Annotated in this window: 13 protein-coding genes, 1 pseudogene and 1 other annotated feature; of the genes and pseudogenes, 12 read left to right on the top strand and 2 right to left on the bottom strand. The window is 48.8% G+C overall.

Translation table 11 applies throughout. The annotated features are described in order from the left end of the window. Positions 1-2 precede the first annotated feature (2 nt). From KB186_RS08440 to ileS, 8 genes are all read left to right on the top strand, one after another. Positions 3-983, top strand: coding sequence for a quinone oxidoreductase family protein (locus tag KB186_RS08440; protein WP_232773402.1), 981 nt, complete (start codon positions 3-5; stop codon positions 981-983). A 68-nt stretch (positions 984-1,051) separates the two neighbouring features. Next, positions 1,052-1,531: a GNAT family N-acetyltransferase gene (locus KB186_RS08435; protein ID WP_232773401.1), complete on the top strand. Its 480-nt coding sequence runs from the start codon at positions 1,052-1,054 to the stop codon at positions 1,529-1,531. Between the two features lie 235 nt (positions 1,532-1,766). Next, positions 1,767-2,204 carry an RrF2 family transcriptional regulator gene (locus KB186_RS08430; protein ID WP_173608731.1) on the top strand — a complete coding sequence of 146 codons (438 nt, stop codon included), beginning with the start codon at positions 1,767-1,769 and terminating at the stop codon, positions 2,202-2,204. Positions 2,205-2,266: 62 nt separating this feature from the next. Next, positions 2,267-2,656: an IDEAL domain-containing protein gene (locus tag KB186_RS08425; protein WP_173608730.1), complete on the top strand. Its 390-nt coding sequence runs from the start codon at positions 2,267-2,269 to the stop codon at positions 2,654-2,656. Between the two features lie 28 nt (positions 2,657-2,684). Beyond that, positions 2,685-3,248 (top strand): thioredoxin family protein, encoded by a 564-nt coding sequence (locus tag KB186_RS08420; protein ID WP_142063781.1) that lies wholly within the window; start codon positions 2,685-2,687, stop codon positions 3,246-3,248. Between the two features lie 31 nt (positions 3,249-3,279). After that, a complete protein-coding gene (locus KB186_RS08415; protein WP_173608729.1) occupies positions 3,280-4,485 on the top strand; it encodes an MFS transporter in 1,206 nt (401 codons plus the stop codon). A 157-nt stretch (positions 4,486-4,642) separates the two neighbouring features. After that, positions 4,643-6,028 carry a vWA domain-containing protein gene (locus KB186_RS08410; protein ID WP_232773400.1) on the top strand — a complete coding sequence of 462 codons (1,386 nt, stop codon included), beginning with the start codon at positions 4,643-4,645 and terminating at the stop codon, positions 6,026-6,028. Positions 6,029-6,093: 65 nt separating this feature from the next. Further along, positions 6,094-6,353 (top strand) — a binding site (T-box leader). Between the two features lie 69 nt (positions 6,354-6,422). Beyond that, positions 6,423-9,503 (top strand): isoleucine--tRNA ligase, encoded by a 3,081-nt coding sequence (gene ileS / locus KB186_RS08405; RefSeq protein WP_232773466.1) that lies wholly within the window; start codon positions 6,423-6,425, stop codon positions 9,501-9,503. Positions 9,504-9,571: 68 nt separating this feature from the next. On the opposite strand, the pseudogene KB186_RS08400 reads toward ileS, so the two are convergent. Next, positions 9,572-9,643, bottom strand: a pseudogene (locus tag KB186_RS08400) (immunity protein Imm33 domain-containing protein); the annotation flags it as partial. An 85-nt stretch (positions 9,644-9,728) separates the two neighbouring features. On the opposite strand from KB186_RS08400, the gene KB186_RS08395 reads away from it, so the two are divergent. The 4 genes from KB186_RS08395 to KB186_RS08380 all read left to right on the top strand — a co-directional run bounded on the left by KB186_RS08395 (position 9,729) and on the right by KB186_RS08380 (position 15,781). After that, a complete protein-coding gene (locus KB186_RS08395; protein WP_221867638.1) occupies positions 9,729-10,298 on the top strand; it encodes a TetR/AcrR family transcriptional regulator in 570 nt (189 codons plus the stop codon). Between the two features lie 81 nt (positions 10,299-10,379). Then, positions 10,380-11,627, top strand: a complete 1,248-nt coding sequence (locus tag KB186_RS08390) for an efflux RND transporter periplasmic adaptor subunit (RefSeq protein ID WP_173608726.1) — start codon at positions 10,380-10,382, stop codon at positions 11,625-11,627. Beyond that, positions 11,624-14,722 (top strand): efflux RND transporter permease subunit, encoded by a 3,099-nt coding sequence (locus KB186_RS08385; RefSeq protein ID WP_232773399.1) that lies wholly within the window; start codon positions 11,624-11,626, stop codon positions 14,720-14,722. Before KB186_RS08390 ends, KB186_RS08385 begins: the two co-directional genes overlap by 4 nt. A gap of 84 nt (positions 14,723-14,806) precedes the next feature. Then, positions 14,807-15,781 (top strand): Gfo/Idh/MocA family protein, encoded by a 975-nt coding sequence (locus KB186_RS08380; protein ID WP_232773398.1) that lies wholly within the window; start codon positions 14,807-14,809, stop codon positions 15,779-15,781. A 71-nt stretch (positions 15,782-15,852) separates the two neighbouring features. Here KB186_RS08380 and KB186_RS08375 read toward each other — a convergent pair whose 3' ends face one another. Then, positions 15,853-16,443, bottom strand: coding sequence for a TetR/AcrR family transcriptional regulator (locus KB186_RS08375; RefSeq protein WP_173608723.1), 591 nt, complete (start codon positions 16,441-16,443; stop codon positions 15,853-15,855). Positions 16,444-16,513 lie beyond the last annotated feature (70 nt).

Below are 16,513 nucleotides of genomic sequence, written 5' to 3'. Positions count from 1 at the left end.
TCATGAAAGCGATCTTGGTAACGGAATTAGGCGGGCCTGAGAAGATGAAATATGCGGAAGTCGAGATGCCGATCATGTCACCTACACAGGTGCTGATCCGCGTGGAGATGACCAGTGTCAATTTTGCCGATATCAAATCCAGGTATGGAAAAAAGGGAGCAGCCAAGCTACCATTTATCCCGGGGCTCGATGCTACTGGCGTGATCGAACAAGTAGGGGCAGAGGTGCAAAGCCTGAAGGTGGGACAACGAGTCATTGCGTTTCCGGCAAACGGTTCATACGCCGAGTATATCGTGGCGGATGAGAGCTTGACCTTTGCGCTGCCAGATCAAATCAGCACGGAAACAGCAGCCGCTTGCCCAGTCGTGTCATTTACTTCGTACCAGCTATTGGCGAAGGTAGCCCGTATTGCCGAAGGGGAAACCGTACTGATTCACGCTGCGGCAGGCGGAATCGGGACGACGGCGATTCAATTAGCCAAGCTGCTCGGAGCAGGTCGTGTCATCGGCACAGTCGGTAATGAAGCAAAAGCGGAAATTGCCCTGTCAGCCGGTGCCGACCATGTGATTTGCAATGATCGCGAAGATTTTGTGGAAAAGGTACACACGCTGACGGATGGTGCGGGAGCCGATGTCATTTTGGACTCAATTTCCGGAACGGTGAGCGAGCGTAGTCTTGAGTGCCTCGCCTGGTACGGCCGACTTGTCCATTTTGGCAATGCCAGCGGCGAAATCGGTCAGATCAAGACAATCGATTTGCACGCAAGCTGCCGCTCTGTTTTAGGCTTCAGCTTTGGTACGACACGCAAGCTACGCCCACACTTGTTGCAGGATACAGCCAAGCAAGTTTTGGACTATTTGGCGAATGGACAGCTGAACATCAAGATCGGCAAGCATTTTGCATTGGAAGAAGCAGCGAGCGCTCATGCGTGGGTAGAGAGCAGGGCGAGTACGGGAAAAGTATTGCTGGATGTCCGCTCGTAAAGATGTGGAGCCCCCTGCTGATTCACAAGCAGGGGTTTTCGCTTTATCAATTTCAAGAGGTGAATGCTATGCAGATGATTTCAACAAGTGAATTGGACAAAAACGTCATCACTGAATTTTTCATCAAACACTGGGGAAGTCCGCAAATGGTCATCTCCAGCGGTGTCTTCCAATGCGATGTGCTGGATGGCTACGCAGTGAAGGGAGAAGATGGAGCAATCGAGGGGTTTATTTCCTATGTTCTCGAAGATCAGGAATGCGAAATCATTTCCTTGGACAGTGTGATCGAAAACAAAGGAATCGGTACCGCACTTCTCAATCAAGTAGAGCAGACCGCCAAAGAAAAAGGCTGCCACCGCATGAAGCTCGTCACCACCAACGATAACCTGCACGCCATGGGGTTTTACCAAAAGAGAGGCTATCAGCTTCACGAGCTGTACATCAATGCCGTGGACAAGGCCCGCCAAATCAAACCAGAAATCCCCCTGATCGCAGACAATGGCATCCCAATCCGCGATGAAATCCTTTTTATAAAAAAACTTATTTAAAAAAGCCTCGCAGAAGCAATAGCTGTCCGAAAAGCGAAGGTACGTGTTTGGAAGGAGACCGCCCGAACGTAGTGAGGAAAAAGGCGACTGGAAAACATGTGCCTTCGCTTCCCCCGACCACCGAAGATAAAAAACCTCCCGTTTTTTTAAAAAAGTTTGCCCCCACACAATTGTTGACATTCGTAACTGTACGAATTATTATTACAGTACTCTTCGCAAGGAGGCCGTCTGTGACGTGAATAGTGAATTTACCATAGCTGTTCACAGCTTGGCTTTGTTGGCTCATATCCCAGAGCATATGGCAAGCAGTGAGCTCATCGCAAAAAATGTATGTACGAATCCTGCCAGAATTCGCAAAATCTTGAGCATTCTGCGTAAGAACGGGTTTGTGAAGACGAAAGAGGGAATTGGCGGCGGTTATATCCTCGCATGCGATCCGAATGAGGTCACCTTGGCCGAGATATATCGTTCGATCTCGAATGGTACACTGAAGCCACACTGGTGTTCGGGAGATCCGCAGGAAGCGTGTCAGGTTTCTGCGAATATGCACGGGGTCATGGATCAGATTTTTACCGAAGCGGAGATGTACTTTACGAAGTATTTGGAACAAATAACGATCCAAACCGTATTAGATAAAGTCCGTCATGGCTGTCAGGAGAATTCGCAACAGTAACCATACAAATTTTTAACATGGAAACTGTAATGATTTCCGTTACAATTAGGAGGTGCACGAAAATGAATCGAGATGAGTTATTGGAAGTCGGAGATTGGGTATTGGGCAAAACCAAATTCGGAGAGTTAGTTCAAGGCTTCGTCGAAACAGATGATTCATTGCGAGGTACCGCAAAAGTATATGTGGTTCAATGCGACAACGAAGAGACGATCGGCAAACAGGTGGTGATTCCGAGACAGTGGATGGAACGCATTCCGGTAGGCTCTTTTGATGATGAGGAGCATATGCATGATTTGATCGACCTCGCCCTCGCAACCAAAGATAGAGAGTGGTTTATGGATCTGACTGCCAAGGCAAGCACCATGAAACAGGCGTCAGGGAAAGAAACCCGCAAAACAAGAAGCTCTTCCATTCGCAATCGCTTGGGAACTTCCGCTATTTGGGAGCAATAATTTTCAACATACAGGAGGAGTACGGAGTATGTCTAACGTGAATCAGAACAGTTGGTTTGAAAAAGGAATGAGCTTTGCAGCGTACAAAGAAAGCATGAACGTCAACAAAGAAGAGCTGTCCCGTGTGTATGATCAGCTCACATTTACGGATGAGGATCTGGCAGTCTGGAAGGATCTCTCCCAGCGCAATTGGAAAGGGGTCGTGCTGACCGCAGACTGGTGTGGGGATGCTTCCTTGTGCGTTCCTGTCATTCAGCGAATTGCCGAGGAAAGCAATATCGAATTGCGCTTTCTCATCCGCGACGAAAATTTGGAGTTGATGGACCAATACCTGACCAATGGCACAGCACGTGCGATTCCTATCTTTATTTTCCTCGACCAGGATGGATACGAGGCAAGAGTTTGGGGTCCGCGTTCGCCAGAGGTGCAGGAAATGATTACGACTGCCCGTGCAGGATTGCCGGCTGCAGACGCTCCAGATTTTGAGGAAAAGCAAAAGGAGTTGTACCGCAACTTCAAGCAAAAGATATCTACAGACCCTGCCATTTGGCGCACGGTGATTGAAAGCGTAAAAGCGAAGCTGCAAGGCTAAAAAGAAAATCTAAATGGATAGGAATGGATAAATGAATATGAGTAAACAAGAGAATAGTCAGCGACCGATTCTCTTCCTGATGATCAACATGTTTATCGCCATGCTGGGAATTGGCTTGATTATTCCGATTTTGCCCGAATTTCTCAAAGAGTTCGGCGCGGGTGGGGAGACGGCTGGATACTTGGTGGCGGCTTTTGGTGTAACTCAATTTCTTTTTTCTCCGATTGCCGGGGAATGGTCAGATAAGTACGGTAGAAAAATCATGATTGTATCGGGACTCGTCCTGTTTACGATCTCCAATCTGGTTTTTGCCTTGGCTGAACAGACATGGGTGCTCTACCTTTCTCGTCTGATCGGCGGGATCGGGGCAGCAGCGATGATTCCGTCCATGCTGGCGTATGTAGCGGACATTACGACAGAGGATAAACGTGGAAAAGGACTGGGGATGCTCGGGGCCGCCATGTCGCTCGGATTTGTTATCGGACCTGGTATTGGTGGATTTTTGGCGGAGCTTGGTCTGCGTATGCCGTTCTACATTTCCGCGGCAGTTGGTGCGGTAGCCACACTTGGTTCCATCTTTTTCTTGTCAGAATCACTTCCGAAAGAAAAGCAGCTCGCGGCGCGAAACGCCAAAGACAAACAGGAAAACATCTTCGTACAACTCGGCAAGTCGTTTCAATCGTCGTACTTCATTATGCTGGTGTTGGTCTTTACGATGACGTTTGGCTTGGCGAACTTCGAAGTCATCTTCCCGCTGTTCGTCGATGCAAAGTTCGCTTATACTCCGCGTGATATTTCCATCATTATCACAGTGGGTGCTCTTGCCGGTACGATTGTGCAGGCAGCGCTGATCGGCAAGCTCATTACTCGTTTTGGCGAGAAAAAACTCATTAACGTGACGTTCTTCTTGTCTGCTGTATCGATGGTGATGATGCTATTGTCCGGTAACTTCTGGTATATGCTGATTATGACGGTTATCTTCTTTACCCTGACGTCGATTATGCGTCCTGCAATCAACACGCTGATCTCCAAGCGAGCGGGGGATGAACAGGGCTTCGTTGCAGGGATGAACAATGCCTACATGAGTCTGGGGAATATTTTTGGCCCAGCAGTGGCGGGTACGTTGTACGGGGTTCATTTGAACGCACCGTATTTGTTCGGCGCGATTATCCTGGTTCTCAGCTTGTTCTTGTCGCAGGTGGAAAGCCGTCGCAGTGTGAAAAGGGCAGTGGCCTAATAATTTTTGAAAGAGGAAAAGAGTAGCGCAAAGTGTGGAAACGCTTTGTGTTGCTCTTTTTTGCATTATAGGAAAAACGACCTGCATCTTTTATAATTTGTTCGAATTGGAATGATTTAGCATAATGTAGGGTGGAGTAAGAGGAGGGGGAAGCTTTTTGAAGAAATGGGCATCGTTTATTGTGTTTCTTACGCTAGTGATGACGGGCTGTACAGACTCTGATCCTGGGCAAAAAGACACTGCTGCGACACAACAAACCGCGAACTTGCAGGAGCAGACCAAAACGCCTGATCAGACAACTTCAGATATATCCACACAAACGCAGGCCAGAGAGCCACTGCCGCCTGTCAAGCGCGAGTTGACGGCATTTGAGCTCGCATTGGCAAACCAGGTGGTTGGAACCTATGCTGGCGAGAATTACGATGAAGAGAAGGTCAAAAAAGAATTGGATAAGCTCCCAGCTACACTCACATCGGAGCAATATCTCGAGGAGCTGCTGAAATTACTCGGAGAGGATTATCGCCCGTTCGTTCTCACGTTTGCCAATTTTGATTCCAGCGTAGACGTTCACTTGCAGCGGCCGACAGAGGAGATTACCTTGCCGGATACGCAAAAAACGCATTTTGCCTTGTTGATTGATGCGAGTGGCAGCATGAAAGGAAAAGTCGGCAAAAAAACGAAGATGGAGGCAGCCCGAGAGGCGATTGACCAATTCGCGTCTGTCCTTCCGAAAAACGCGACGATTTCTTTACGGGTATATGGTCATAAAGGAAGCGGCAGTGAGCAAGACAAAGCATTATCATGCGCCAGCACAGAGACATTTTATTCGGAGACAGGCTATCAGAAGGAATCGTTTCAACAAGCATTGGGCAAAGTACAACCAGCAGGCTGGACACCAATTGCAAAAGCGCTGCAAGCCTTGCAAGAAGATATTCCACCCGGGACAAACGAAACATTCGTGTACGTGGTGAGCGACGGGATCGAAACGTGCGGAGGAAATCCCGTAGAAGCAGCCAAAGCACTGAATCAGTCGAGCATAAAGACCGTGGTGAACATTATCGGTTTTGACGTTGATAACGAAGGGCAGCGTATGCTCAAGCAAGTGGCGGATGCGGGAGCGGGGACATACATAACCGTGCAGGATGAAGAAGCTTTGAAAAAGCACCTTCGGGGCGAATACGACAAGCTCAAGCAGGCTTGGTATGCTTGGAAGGAAAATGCAAAAGAAGACGCACTCAGTCAAAAAGAAGCGAAGAAAAAACTCGCGGAAGACACCAAGGAAAAAGTAAAAGCGCTGGTGGAGGAAGAAAAACAAAGATTGCTGGACGCCAGGGAATATTTGAAAAAGAGATTTAACGGAAAAGGCGGAATTATGGATACCGATAGCGCCATTATCGACCGGAAGCAGGAAATATGGCGATACGCTGTGGATACAGGAAATGGGTTATGGAGAGATTCTGTTGACAAGGGCAATCAGGAGTGGCGTGAAGTCATTGAGGAAGGACAACAAGGGGTTCGGGACGCAAACGATAAAAAACCTTGAGGGAAACTCGCTTCCTTGACATTTTCTTGAAAGCAGTGTAAAAAGAGTATACGAATAGAACACCAACAAATTCATTGACGAGAAAGAGTAAGCTAATCCCCTTGTTCCCCAGAGAGTTGGCCCTAGTGCTGAAAGCCAACGTTCAAGACTTAGCCGAAAATCCTCTCCGAGAAGGAAAGCTGAAGCATTTTGGAGTAAGCTGACCCGGAATCCCACCGTTACAAGGGACGCGTATGATGGTACGTAGTAGAGGTGCCGAAATGACATGCTTGCATGAAGATTTCGGAACAAGGGTGGTATCGCGAGATCAAATCTCGTCCCTTAGGGGGCGGGATTTTTTTGCGTTCTATGAACCTACACTTCTACGAAAACGACAGAAGAAGGAGTGTACATGATGAGGAAAGTAGACGTAAAAGAAAAAGCAAGGACACGAGAGTTACGCGTTTTGGATCAGTGGAGGAAAGACGATACATTCCGCAAGTCGATGGACAATCGGCTGGGAAAGCCAAACTTCGTCTTTTATGAAGGTCCTCCGACTGCCAACGGACAGCCGCATATCGGTCACGTACTCGGACGGGTCATCAAGGATTTTATCGGACGCTACAAAACGATGTCTGGCTACCGTGTCGTCCGCAAAGCAGGCTGGGATACACATGGTCTCCCGGTGGAGCTTGGGGTGGAAAAGCGACTTGGTATTTCCGGCAAGCAGGAAATCGAAAACTACGGGGTGGCCAAATTCGTCGAGGAGTGCAAAAACAGTGTCTTTGAATACGAAAAACAATGGCGCGAGCTGACGGAAGGAATCGCATACTGGACAGATATGGAGCATCCATATGTCACCTTGACCAACGATTACATCGAAAGCGTCTGGCATATCCTTTCTGACATTCATAAAAAAGAACTGCTGTACAAAGGGCATCGTGTCAGTCCATATTGCCCGGATTGCCAGACGACACTCAGCTCCCATGAAGTGGCGCAAGGCTATGAAGACGTGAAGGATTTGAGTGCGACGGTCAAATTCAAAAGCAAGACAAGCGACGACATCTTCCTCGCGTGGACGACGACACCATGGACACTTCCAGCCAACGTGGCATTGACTGTTAACAAAGAGCTCGATTACGTGCGGGTGAAGCACCAGGATGAAGTGTACGTCGTAGCAAAAAATCTCGCGGAGAAAGTGTTCAAGGAAGACTACGAGGTTTTGTCCACGCACAAAGGCGCAGAATGGGTCGGAACCCCGTATGAGCCGCCTTTTGGCTATATCCAGGTAAACCATGGGCATATCGTCGTCGATGCGGACTATGTCAGTGATACGAGCGGAACGGGTATCGTGCATACTGCTCCAGCGCACGGGGAGGATGACTATCGCACGACCCGTCAGCATGGGCTTGATTTCGTGAACGTCGTGAATTTGGCTGGCCGCTATACTGATCAAATCGCGGATTTCGCAGGTCGCTTCGTTAAGGACTGCGACGTCGATATCGTCAAAGACTTGTCACATCGCAGCTTGCTGTTTTCCAAGGAGCGCTACGAGCATAGCTATCCGTTTTGCTGGCGGTGTAAATCACCACTGCTCTACTACGCTATGGAGAGCTGGTTCATCAAAACGACAGCGATCAAGGATCAGCTAATCGAAAACAACAGCAAGATCGACTGGTATCCGGGCCACCTGCGCGAAGGGCGCTTCGGGAAATTCCTCGAAGAGCTCGTAGACTGGAATATTAGCCGCAATCGGTATTGGGGGACGCCGCTCAATCTATGGCTTTGTCAGGATTGTGGCAGCGAATACGCGCCAGGCAGTGTAAAAGAGTTGCGTGAGAAATCTGTGGCACCAATCGACGAAAAGCTGGAGCTGCACAAGCCGTTTGTGGATGAGGTGAAGCTGCGCTGCTCTTGCGGCGGTACGATGGAGCGGACGCCTGAGGTCATTGATGTGTGGTTCGACAGCGGTTCGATGCCGTTTGCTCAGTACCATCATCCATTCGGAGACGAAAAGGTATTCGAGGAGCAGTACCCTGCCGACATCATTTCGGAAGGAATCGATCAGACGCGGGGCTGGTTCTTCAGCTTGTTGGCAGTCTCTACCCTGTATAACGGAAAAGCCCCTTACAAGGCGGTCATCTCTACCGGTCACGTTTTGGATGAACACGGCCAGAAGATGTCTAAAAGCAAAGGAAACGGGATCGATCCGTGGGAGGTAATCGAAGAGTTCGGTGCAGATGCATTCCGCTGGGCGCTTTTGTCTGACAGTGCGCCGTGGAGCAGCAAGCGGTTCTCCAAGCGGATCGTCGCCGAGGCGAAGTACAAAGTGATCGATAAGATCCATAACACGCATGATTTTTATTCGTTATACGCCTTGATCGATGCATTCAAGCCAGAAGAGCATCCAACGCAACCATCTGTGAACAAGCTGGATCGTTGGATATTTTCCCGCTTGAATACCACCTTGCAGCACGTGGTAAAAGGTCTGGAAACCTACGATTTCATGAATCCGGCAGGGCATATCGAAACGTTCATCGACGAGTTGAGCAACTGGTACATCCGCCGTTCGCGGGATCGCTTCTGGAGCAGCGGGATGACGCCTGACAAAGTATCTGCTTACCAGACCCTGCGGGAAGTGTTGCTAACGCTGGCGAAGATGATCGCACCATACGCGCCGCTGATCGCAGAAGATATGTATGGCAATCTGGGAGGAGAGGGCAGTGTTCATTTGACTGACTATCCGAAAGTGAACACAGAAGCAATCGACGAAGCCCTTGAGCGGGACATGGAAATGGCTCGACACATCGTGGAGCTGGCGCGAAATGTTCGCAACGAAACTGGACTCAAGACCAGACAGCCTCTGTCCGAGCTGATCGTATCGATGGAGCAGCCATTTAACCTCGAGCGATTTGCCGGCATTATCGAAGACGAGATCAATGTCAAAAACATTCGGGTAGAGCAAAGCGACAGCAGCTTCGTAACGTATCATTTCAAGCTCAACCTGAGTGTAGCCGGAAAAAAATACGGCAAGCTCGTCGGGCCAATCCAAGGGTATCTAAAAGAATTGAACGCAGCCGATGCACAGAAGGCAGTGGACAATGGCTACTTGGATGTGGAGGTCGCAGGTGAGAGTGTGCGGCTTACGCTAGATGAGCTGCTTGTGGAAAAGCAAGGGAAGCAAGGCTTTGCTTCCGCATCCGGCTATCAGCTCCATGTGGCACTGAATACGACGCTGACAGAAGAGCTTGAGCAAGAAGGCTTGGTTCGTGAAGTCATTCGTGTCGTTCAGGATGCACGCAAAAAGCTGGATCTGCCCATCGATAAACGTGTCCAGCTCACCTTGGATGTGGACGATGAGCTACGAGCAGCCTTGGAGCGTTTTGATCATGTTTTGCGTGAAAGTGTACTCGTTTCGGGTGTGACTTTTGCGAAAATAGCAGATAGGGAGAAAGTTTCGTTCGGTGACAAAACATTTGGCTTGCACATTGGATAACGAAGCAGTTGGATAAAGAAACAGCTAGGGAACATGGTTACTACACCGGTTCTCTAGCTGTTTTGTAATAATTCTGGGTCAAACCAAACATCCTCATAATCGCCCGCAACCAAAAATCTCCAGCCAACAGGTAATCCAAGCAAGTGCTATTTGACACCCCAGCAATATGTATACTATAATTTCCTCCAGAATGAAAATTCATTCCGCACGAGAGGAGTCATGAACTTGTCTGAAACCAAGCGCGAATTAATCTTGGATGCAGCGCTCGATTTGTTTGTAGATCGCGGTTTTGATGGGACGACCGTTCCGATGATCTCCGATAAAGCAGGGGTCGGTGCAGGTACCATCTATCGTTATTTCGAAAACAAAGAAGCGCTCGTCAATACGCTGTTTCAAGAATGTGTGGGGGAGCTGCTTGAGACAATCAATGATGGTTATCCTCGCACTTCTGATGACTTACGCGAGCAATTTCGGCATATTGCGAATCAGGTGATTCGCTACGCCAAAAAGAATTTGAACGCCTTGCTGTTTCTGGATTCCCATACAAACGGTCACTACCTAGACGAAGCCAGCCGCGAAGCATACATGAAGCTGCGAACATTTTTATGCGAATTCATTGAACGGGGACAAAAAAATAAGGTTATCCGTCCATTGCCAGCGGATGCATTGATTGCGATTATGGACGGGGCATTCATCGCATTGAACAAGTGCATCAAGGCTGGCGAAATCGAAGAAACCCCGGAATTGCTTGCCGGTGTAGAGGAAGCTTGCTGGGATGCGATCAGAATTCATTAATTCTGATCCTTCTTTTGAACAAAACGGAATGAATGTTCATTCCGGAATACTTTTCTATAAAGCAATAGGAGTGAGGCCTACATGAATAAGACGGGAAGAAAAGTGGTGGGGATGTTGCTGATCATCTCCCTTGCAGTGATTGGGACGGCTTGCAATCAGATGAAGCCGTCAACGGAAAGCGAAGTCCAAGCCGAGGCCAAAATTGTGGAAGCGGAGCCGGTCGAGCTGAAAAGCTTCCAATCGACTAGTGAACTGTCAGGGACACTTGCCCCTATCGAAGAGACGACTGTTTCTTTTGAAGTAGCCGGGGAAATCAAGTCGTTGCCGTACAAAGAAGGAGATGTTGTCAAAAAGGGAGAAGTGCTTGCCCGCCTCAATGCTACAGACTACTCTCTCCAGCTGGCATTGGCAAACGCTGAGATGCATGGTGCGAGCGCCGAGCTTTCCAAAGTAAAAAACGGAGCGCGGGAACAAGAAGTTCAGCAAGCGAAAGTAGCGGTCGAAGCGAAGAAAATCTCTCGGGATCAAGCACAAAAAGACTATCAGCGCATGGAACAGCTCTATAAAAATGGGGCGATCTCCGAAACCGAATTTGAAAGTGCCAAGAATGCCTTTGAACTAGCAGATAAAGATTATGCAGAAGCGCAAGAGACGTATTCGCTAGTGATAGAAGGCGCTCGGACTGAGGATATCAGCGCGACAAATGCCAGCTACCAAGGGGCGATGGTCACTCGCGATCAGGCTGCAGCTACTTTGGCAAAAACGGAAGTGAAAGCACCTATTCAAGGAACAGTGCTAGCGAAAATGGCTGATGTTGGGCAACTCGCAAGTTCAGGGGCTCCTGTCTATCGAATCGGCAACATCCAACAGTTGAAAACAGTCTTGCCTGTACCGGACAAGGACATCTCAGCGTGGAAGGTGGGAGATGAGGTCGAGATTCGTTTGTATGAAGACAAACGAATCGGAAAGGTTACGACGATTTATCCTGCGACGAACGAGCAGACGGGCACGATTAGCGTGGAAGTCGTCATTGATAACACCAAAAAAGATTGGTTTGCAGGGCAAGTCATCAGCGCAAAGCGAACCTTGTCTCAAAAGAAAGGCATTTTTGTCCCTGCCAAAACCGTTTTTAGCCGTGGTTCTGAGCCTTACGTTTTTTTGCTAGCGGATGAAAAAGCGATCAAGACCACTGTCACGATTGGTCAGTATGTTGACAATCATTTGGAAATTACTGCTGGCTTGCAAGCAGGCGACATGTTGATTACGAAAGGTGCTGATCGTTTGCTTGGCGGGGACTCTGTCACCGTGAAAGGAGGCAATCAGCCATGATCGAGTTTTTCATCAACAAGCGCAAAATCACCCTCGTTTTCTTTTCGATGCTCGTGCTGATTGGTATGTTCATCTCAGTTACGCTTCCGAAGCAAGAGCAACCAGACATTATCGTCAGCATGGCTACCATTACCACCGTGTATCCGGGAGCGACTCCTGAAAAGGTGGAGCAGACAGTCACGAAGAAGCTGGAAGAAAAAATCAACGAGGTGCAAGGAATCAAATCCATTAGTTCGGAGTCCCGATCAGGTGTATCCATTATCAACGTGCAAACAGAGAATGACGTTGAACCAAAAACGGTGTTTGAAGATGTACGGAAAAAGGTAAAGGATGCCGAGGCGGATTTACCCGATGAAGCAGAGCAGCCCTTCATCAATGATGACATGAGCCGGACTTTCATCCAGACCTTTCAAATCACAGCCAACTCTTTTGAAGAAATCCTCCAACTACGCGATATGCTTGATCTATGGAAGGATCAGCTTCGAACCGTGCCAGGCGTATCCGATGTTTCGATCCAAGGATTGCCGGAGCAGGAAGTAAAGGTCGCGGTCGATGCACAGAAGCTGCAACAATACGGCATTTCCTGGGCGCAAGTCATCCATGCTGTCCAAACGAAAAACGAAACAACACCCCTAGGTGATGTCAATATTGATACGCGAAAATATCAGCTCACATTACCAGTCAGCTATGAAGTAGCGACTTTTGAAAAGGTAGTCGTGACACGTACGCAGGAAGGAATGCCCGTCTATTTGAAGGATATTGCCACCATTTCCGACAGTACCAAACGGGTGGAGTATCGAACCTATTACAACGGGAAGCCCGCTGCGACCATTAGCATCAACGCTGAGCTGGGAAGCGATGTTCCAGCTGTGCAAAAAGCGGTGGATACGAAGCTTGCCACGTTGGAAAAGAGTCTCCCGGCGTGGGCGAAAAAAGAGCCTGTGTTTTTGCAAGTGGATCGAATCGACAGTATTTTTTCCGAATTGTATCTGGAAATGATCATTGCGATCATAGCCGTACTTTTTATTTGCATCCTTGGTTTGAATGTAACGACATCCTTGATGGTTGCATTGGCGATCCCCATCTCTTTGGCAGCTGGGATGGTGGTTCTGCCCTTCTTTGGCATTACGCTCAATCAAATGACCGTATTCGGGCTCATCATTGTTCTCGGTATTTTGGTAGACGACGCAGTGGTGGTAAATGACAACATCGAGCGCAGATTATCTGCTTTGGGCGAGGATCCGTACACGGCTGCTGTAGCCGGGACGAAGGAAGTGGCCATCTCCATTGTCACTGCTACCCTTGCTACCATCTCTGCGTTTGGGCCGATCATGTTTCTGCCTGGTGATGCTGGTCAGTTTATTTTTCCGGTACCGCTCATTATCATTTTTACGATGGCGGCCTCGATGTTCATGTCACTTACGATCATTCCGATTTACCGGGAATGGAACGAGCGAAGGAACAAGAAACGGAGCAAAGCAGAGACGGACTACCGTAAGCCAGCGGGCTTATTAGGCAAACAAATCGATGCATTGACGAATTGGTATGGCGATCGTGTTCTGAAAGCCATGTTGAAACATCCGCTGAAAACAGGAGTGAGCGGAATACTGATTGCCACTGCTATCTACGGACTCGCTGCGGTTGTTCCTGTTCAGCTTTTCCCTGATGATGACAGGCCACAGATGGTTGTGAATATAACGACGCCGATTGGCGGCAATTTACAGGAAACGGATCGAATTGCCCTGGGTGTTTCCCAATGGATCGCGAAACAGGCACACATTCAAAAGGTTTCATCTTTCGTAGGTGGCAATGCGCCACAGATGATGCCCTCAGCACCGCCGGTTGGTACAGGTGAACATGTAGCGCAATTGATCGTTACCTTTGACAATCACAAAATGGATGCGCGAAAGGTGCTAGCGCCGTGGTCGGAGCAGTTTAAGAGGATGTATCCAGAAGCGAACATCATTCCGTACAGCGTAAAGGCGGGGATGTATTCTGGTAACCCGGTTGGAATTCGGGTGTATGGGGATGATCTGCAACAGCTGTACGCGCTCTCTGAGCAAATCAAGCAGCTCATCATGGAGTCAAAAGGAACGTACAACATCAACGACACGCTCGGAAATGAACAGTACTCCCTTCAATTCCATGTGAATCAAGAAAAGATGGACAAGGAGCTGATCAACGAAGCGGATTTGACCAGAACGTTGCGTTTGATCAGCCAAGGCATTCCAATGGGACAATTTGATAATGGGAAAAACTTGATCGATATTACGCTGGTAGCCGATCAGCCGGGAATGACGACAGAGCAAGTCTTCGCGCAACTCACGGTTCCGAATGCACGTGGGCAGCTTATTCCGGTTTCGCAAATTGCAGAAATGAAGCCGGATTTATCGATGCAGAGTATTCCTCGTTACAATATGTCCCGTAGTGTCACGATCACGAGTGATGTCCGAGATCGGACGGCTGCAGACGTGATGAGCGAAATAACAGCGAAAATGGAGCAATTGGAATTGCCAGACGGGTATGGCTGGAATGTAACAGGTGAAACAGAGGAGGAATCGGAAGTTTTGCTCGATTTGGGTGTGCTTGCGATTGTGGCTGTCTTTCTCATCTTTTTGCTGATCGTGCTGCAGTTTAACTCGTTGTCTATTCCTGTCTTGGTCATGAGTACAGTCTACCTCGCCATCGCGGGCAGCTTGATCGGGCTATTTATCACTTCCACACCGATTGGATTCATGACAGTAGCAGGCTTTATCGCATTGGCGGGTATCGTCGTTCGCAACGGGATCGTACTAATCGAGTTTATTGAGGAAGCGAGGCATCAAGGCGTCTCTCTGAACGATGCAGTCATCAGGGCGGGGAAAGCAAGGTTGCGCCCGATTTTACTGACGACCTTTGCCGCAGTAGCAGGTCTGTCACCGATGGCGATTACGGGAAGCGTGCTGTTTCAGCCGCTCGCCATTACGATCATTTCTGGCTTACTGTTCTCGATGCTACTTACGCTGATTGTCGTTCCCTCTCTCTATACAGTCATAGCTATCCAGAAGGAGAAAAAGCGGGTAAAAAAGGAAGCGCAGAAGCAGCTGACAATCTGAGCTTTTCAGAAGGAATGTTCAGATCAATGGAGAAAGGGGTAGAGGCACGAAGACGAACATTCACCAGGAAGTGAGGAAAGGCAGATGGACCAAGTGAAATGGAACGTTGGAGTTATTGGCGCAGGCGTTATGGGCGAGCGCATGATGAACGCGATCCGTACCCACGAAAAATTTCGAGTAGCCGCAGTCAGTGATGTATCTCCGGAAAGAGCACAGGAAGCCGCGCAAAAGTCCGGCGATGTGCCTTGGTACACAGATTATAAGGAATTATTGAAAAAGGTAGAGCTGGACGTCATCTATTTGGCGGTTCCTCCCAAGTTCCATCATGCGATTGCCTTGGATGTACTGGCGCACAAAAAGCATTTGCTCTGCGAAAAGCCATTGGCTAATTCATTGACAGAAGCGGTAGAAATGTTGGAAGCAGCAAATGACGCAGGGGTTGTCCATGCGATGAACTTCCCGCTCTACTATCAAGGTGTTTTTCCTGAGCTCTCCCGCAGACTCAGAGAAATCGGAGATGTCCGCCGTATCGATATCCTGACGCATTTCCACCAGTGGCCGCGTCCATGGCAGCAAACACCCTGGCTGGCTGGTCGTGAGCAAGGCGGTTTCATACGTGAAGTGCTCCCTCATTTCACTCACCTGACTTACGCGCTCTTCGGAGACCTGCATGTAGTTCGCTCAGAGGTAGACTATCCAGCAGATCCTGCGCTATGCGAGACTGGTGTATCGGCCTTCCTGCGTCTGACAGATGGTACCCCGGTTACGATCAATGGCTTGGCGGGTATCGCGCATGAGGAGCATTTGGATTATCGCGTGTACGGGTCAAAAGGGACGTTGAGCGTCGTGAACTGGAGTAATCTGTTTGTGGGTGGACACGGCGAAGCGCTCGTTCCGGCTGAAATTCCACAGCAAGACCGTCTCTCCCTGTTGTTGGATGAGCTGTCTGTTGCGATGAACGGTGGGGATGCCAGACTGGTTACGTTTGAGACAGGTGTGAAAGTACAGCAGGTGTTGGAAGCATTGCTCGGACATGAAAAAGTACACTACATCAAATAGAAATTAGTCCACGAAAAAAAGAGCAGGTAGGCAGGGGGAGCACATCCCCTCCGACTGCTCTTTTCTTTTTGCTAGGGCTTGTATGTCTGTAAAAGTTGCTCTATATGCTTGATGGCAAAATGGACATGCTTGTTATCCCGGGTGAGTCTGCTTGCCATGATGGCTCCTTCAATGGAAGAAAAGATAAACGAAGCGACGGCTTCTGCGTCCATGTCAGAACGAAATTCTCCCTGGGCAATTCCTTCTTCCAGCAATCCCTGCATGAACGAAACGACCTCTTGGTAAGCGGTGACAGCATAATCGCGAAGAACAGGGAACGAATGGTCACTTTCGACGGCTGTGTTGAGAAGCGGGCAGCCACCTTGGAGCGGGGGATTGTTTACCGCATCAGAATACACCGTTGCCATGGCTACGATTTTTGCAGTGGCCGTGTCCTGTTTTTCCAGCGCAGCCGCAAAATGTTCCTGTAACACTTCCCCCGCATATTTGAAGGCCTCTATTGCTATTTCATCTTTACTGGCAAAACCTCTGTAGAGGGCACCTTTGGTAAGTCCCGTGGCATCCATGATGTCTTGCATGGAGGTTCCTGTATATCCGTTTTGATTAAACAGCTCTGCTGACTTTTGGATAATATGCAGCTTTGTTTTTTCGCCTTTTCGCATCGCGATAGTCCTTTCATTCCGGCCAACACGGTCTATATTCGTCCAAGTTATTGTAACATTTCTCTTGTGT

Origin of the sequence: Brevibacillus sp. AF8 (assembly GCF_021270385.1) — a bacterium.
Classification (GTDB): domain Bacteria; phylum Bacillota; class Bacilli; order Brevibacillales; family Brevibacillaceae; genus Brevibacillus.
The sequence above is the reverse complement of the archived record's forward strand: the minus strand, read 5'-3'. Positions and strand labels throughout refer to the sequence as shown.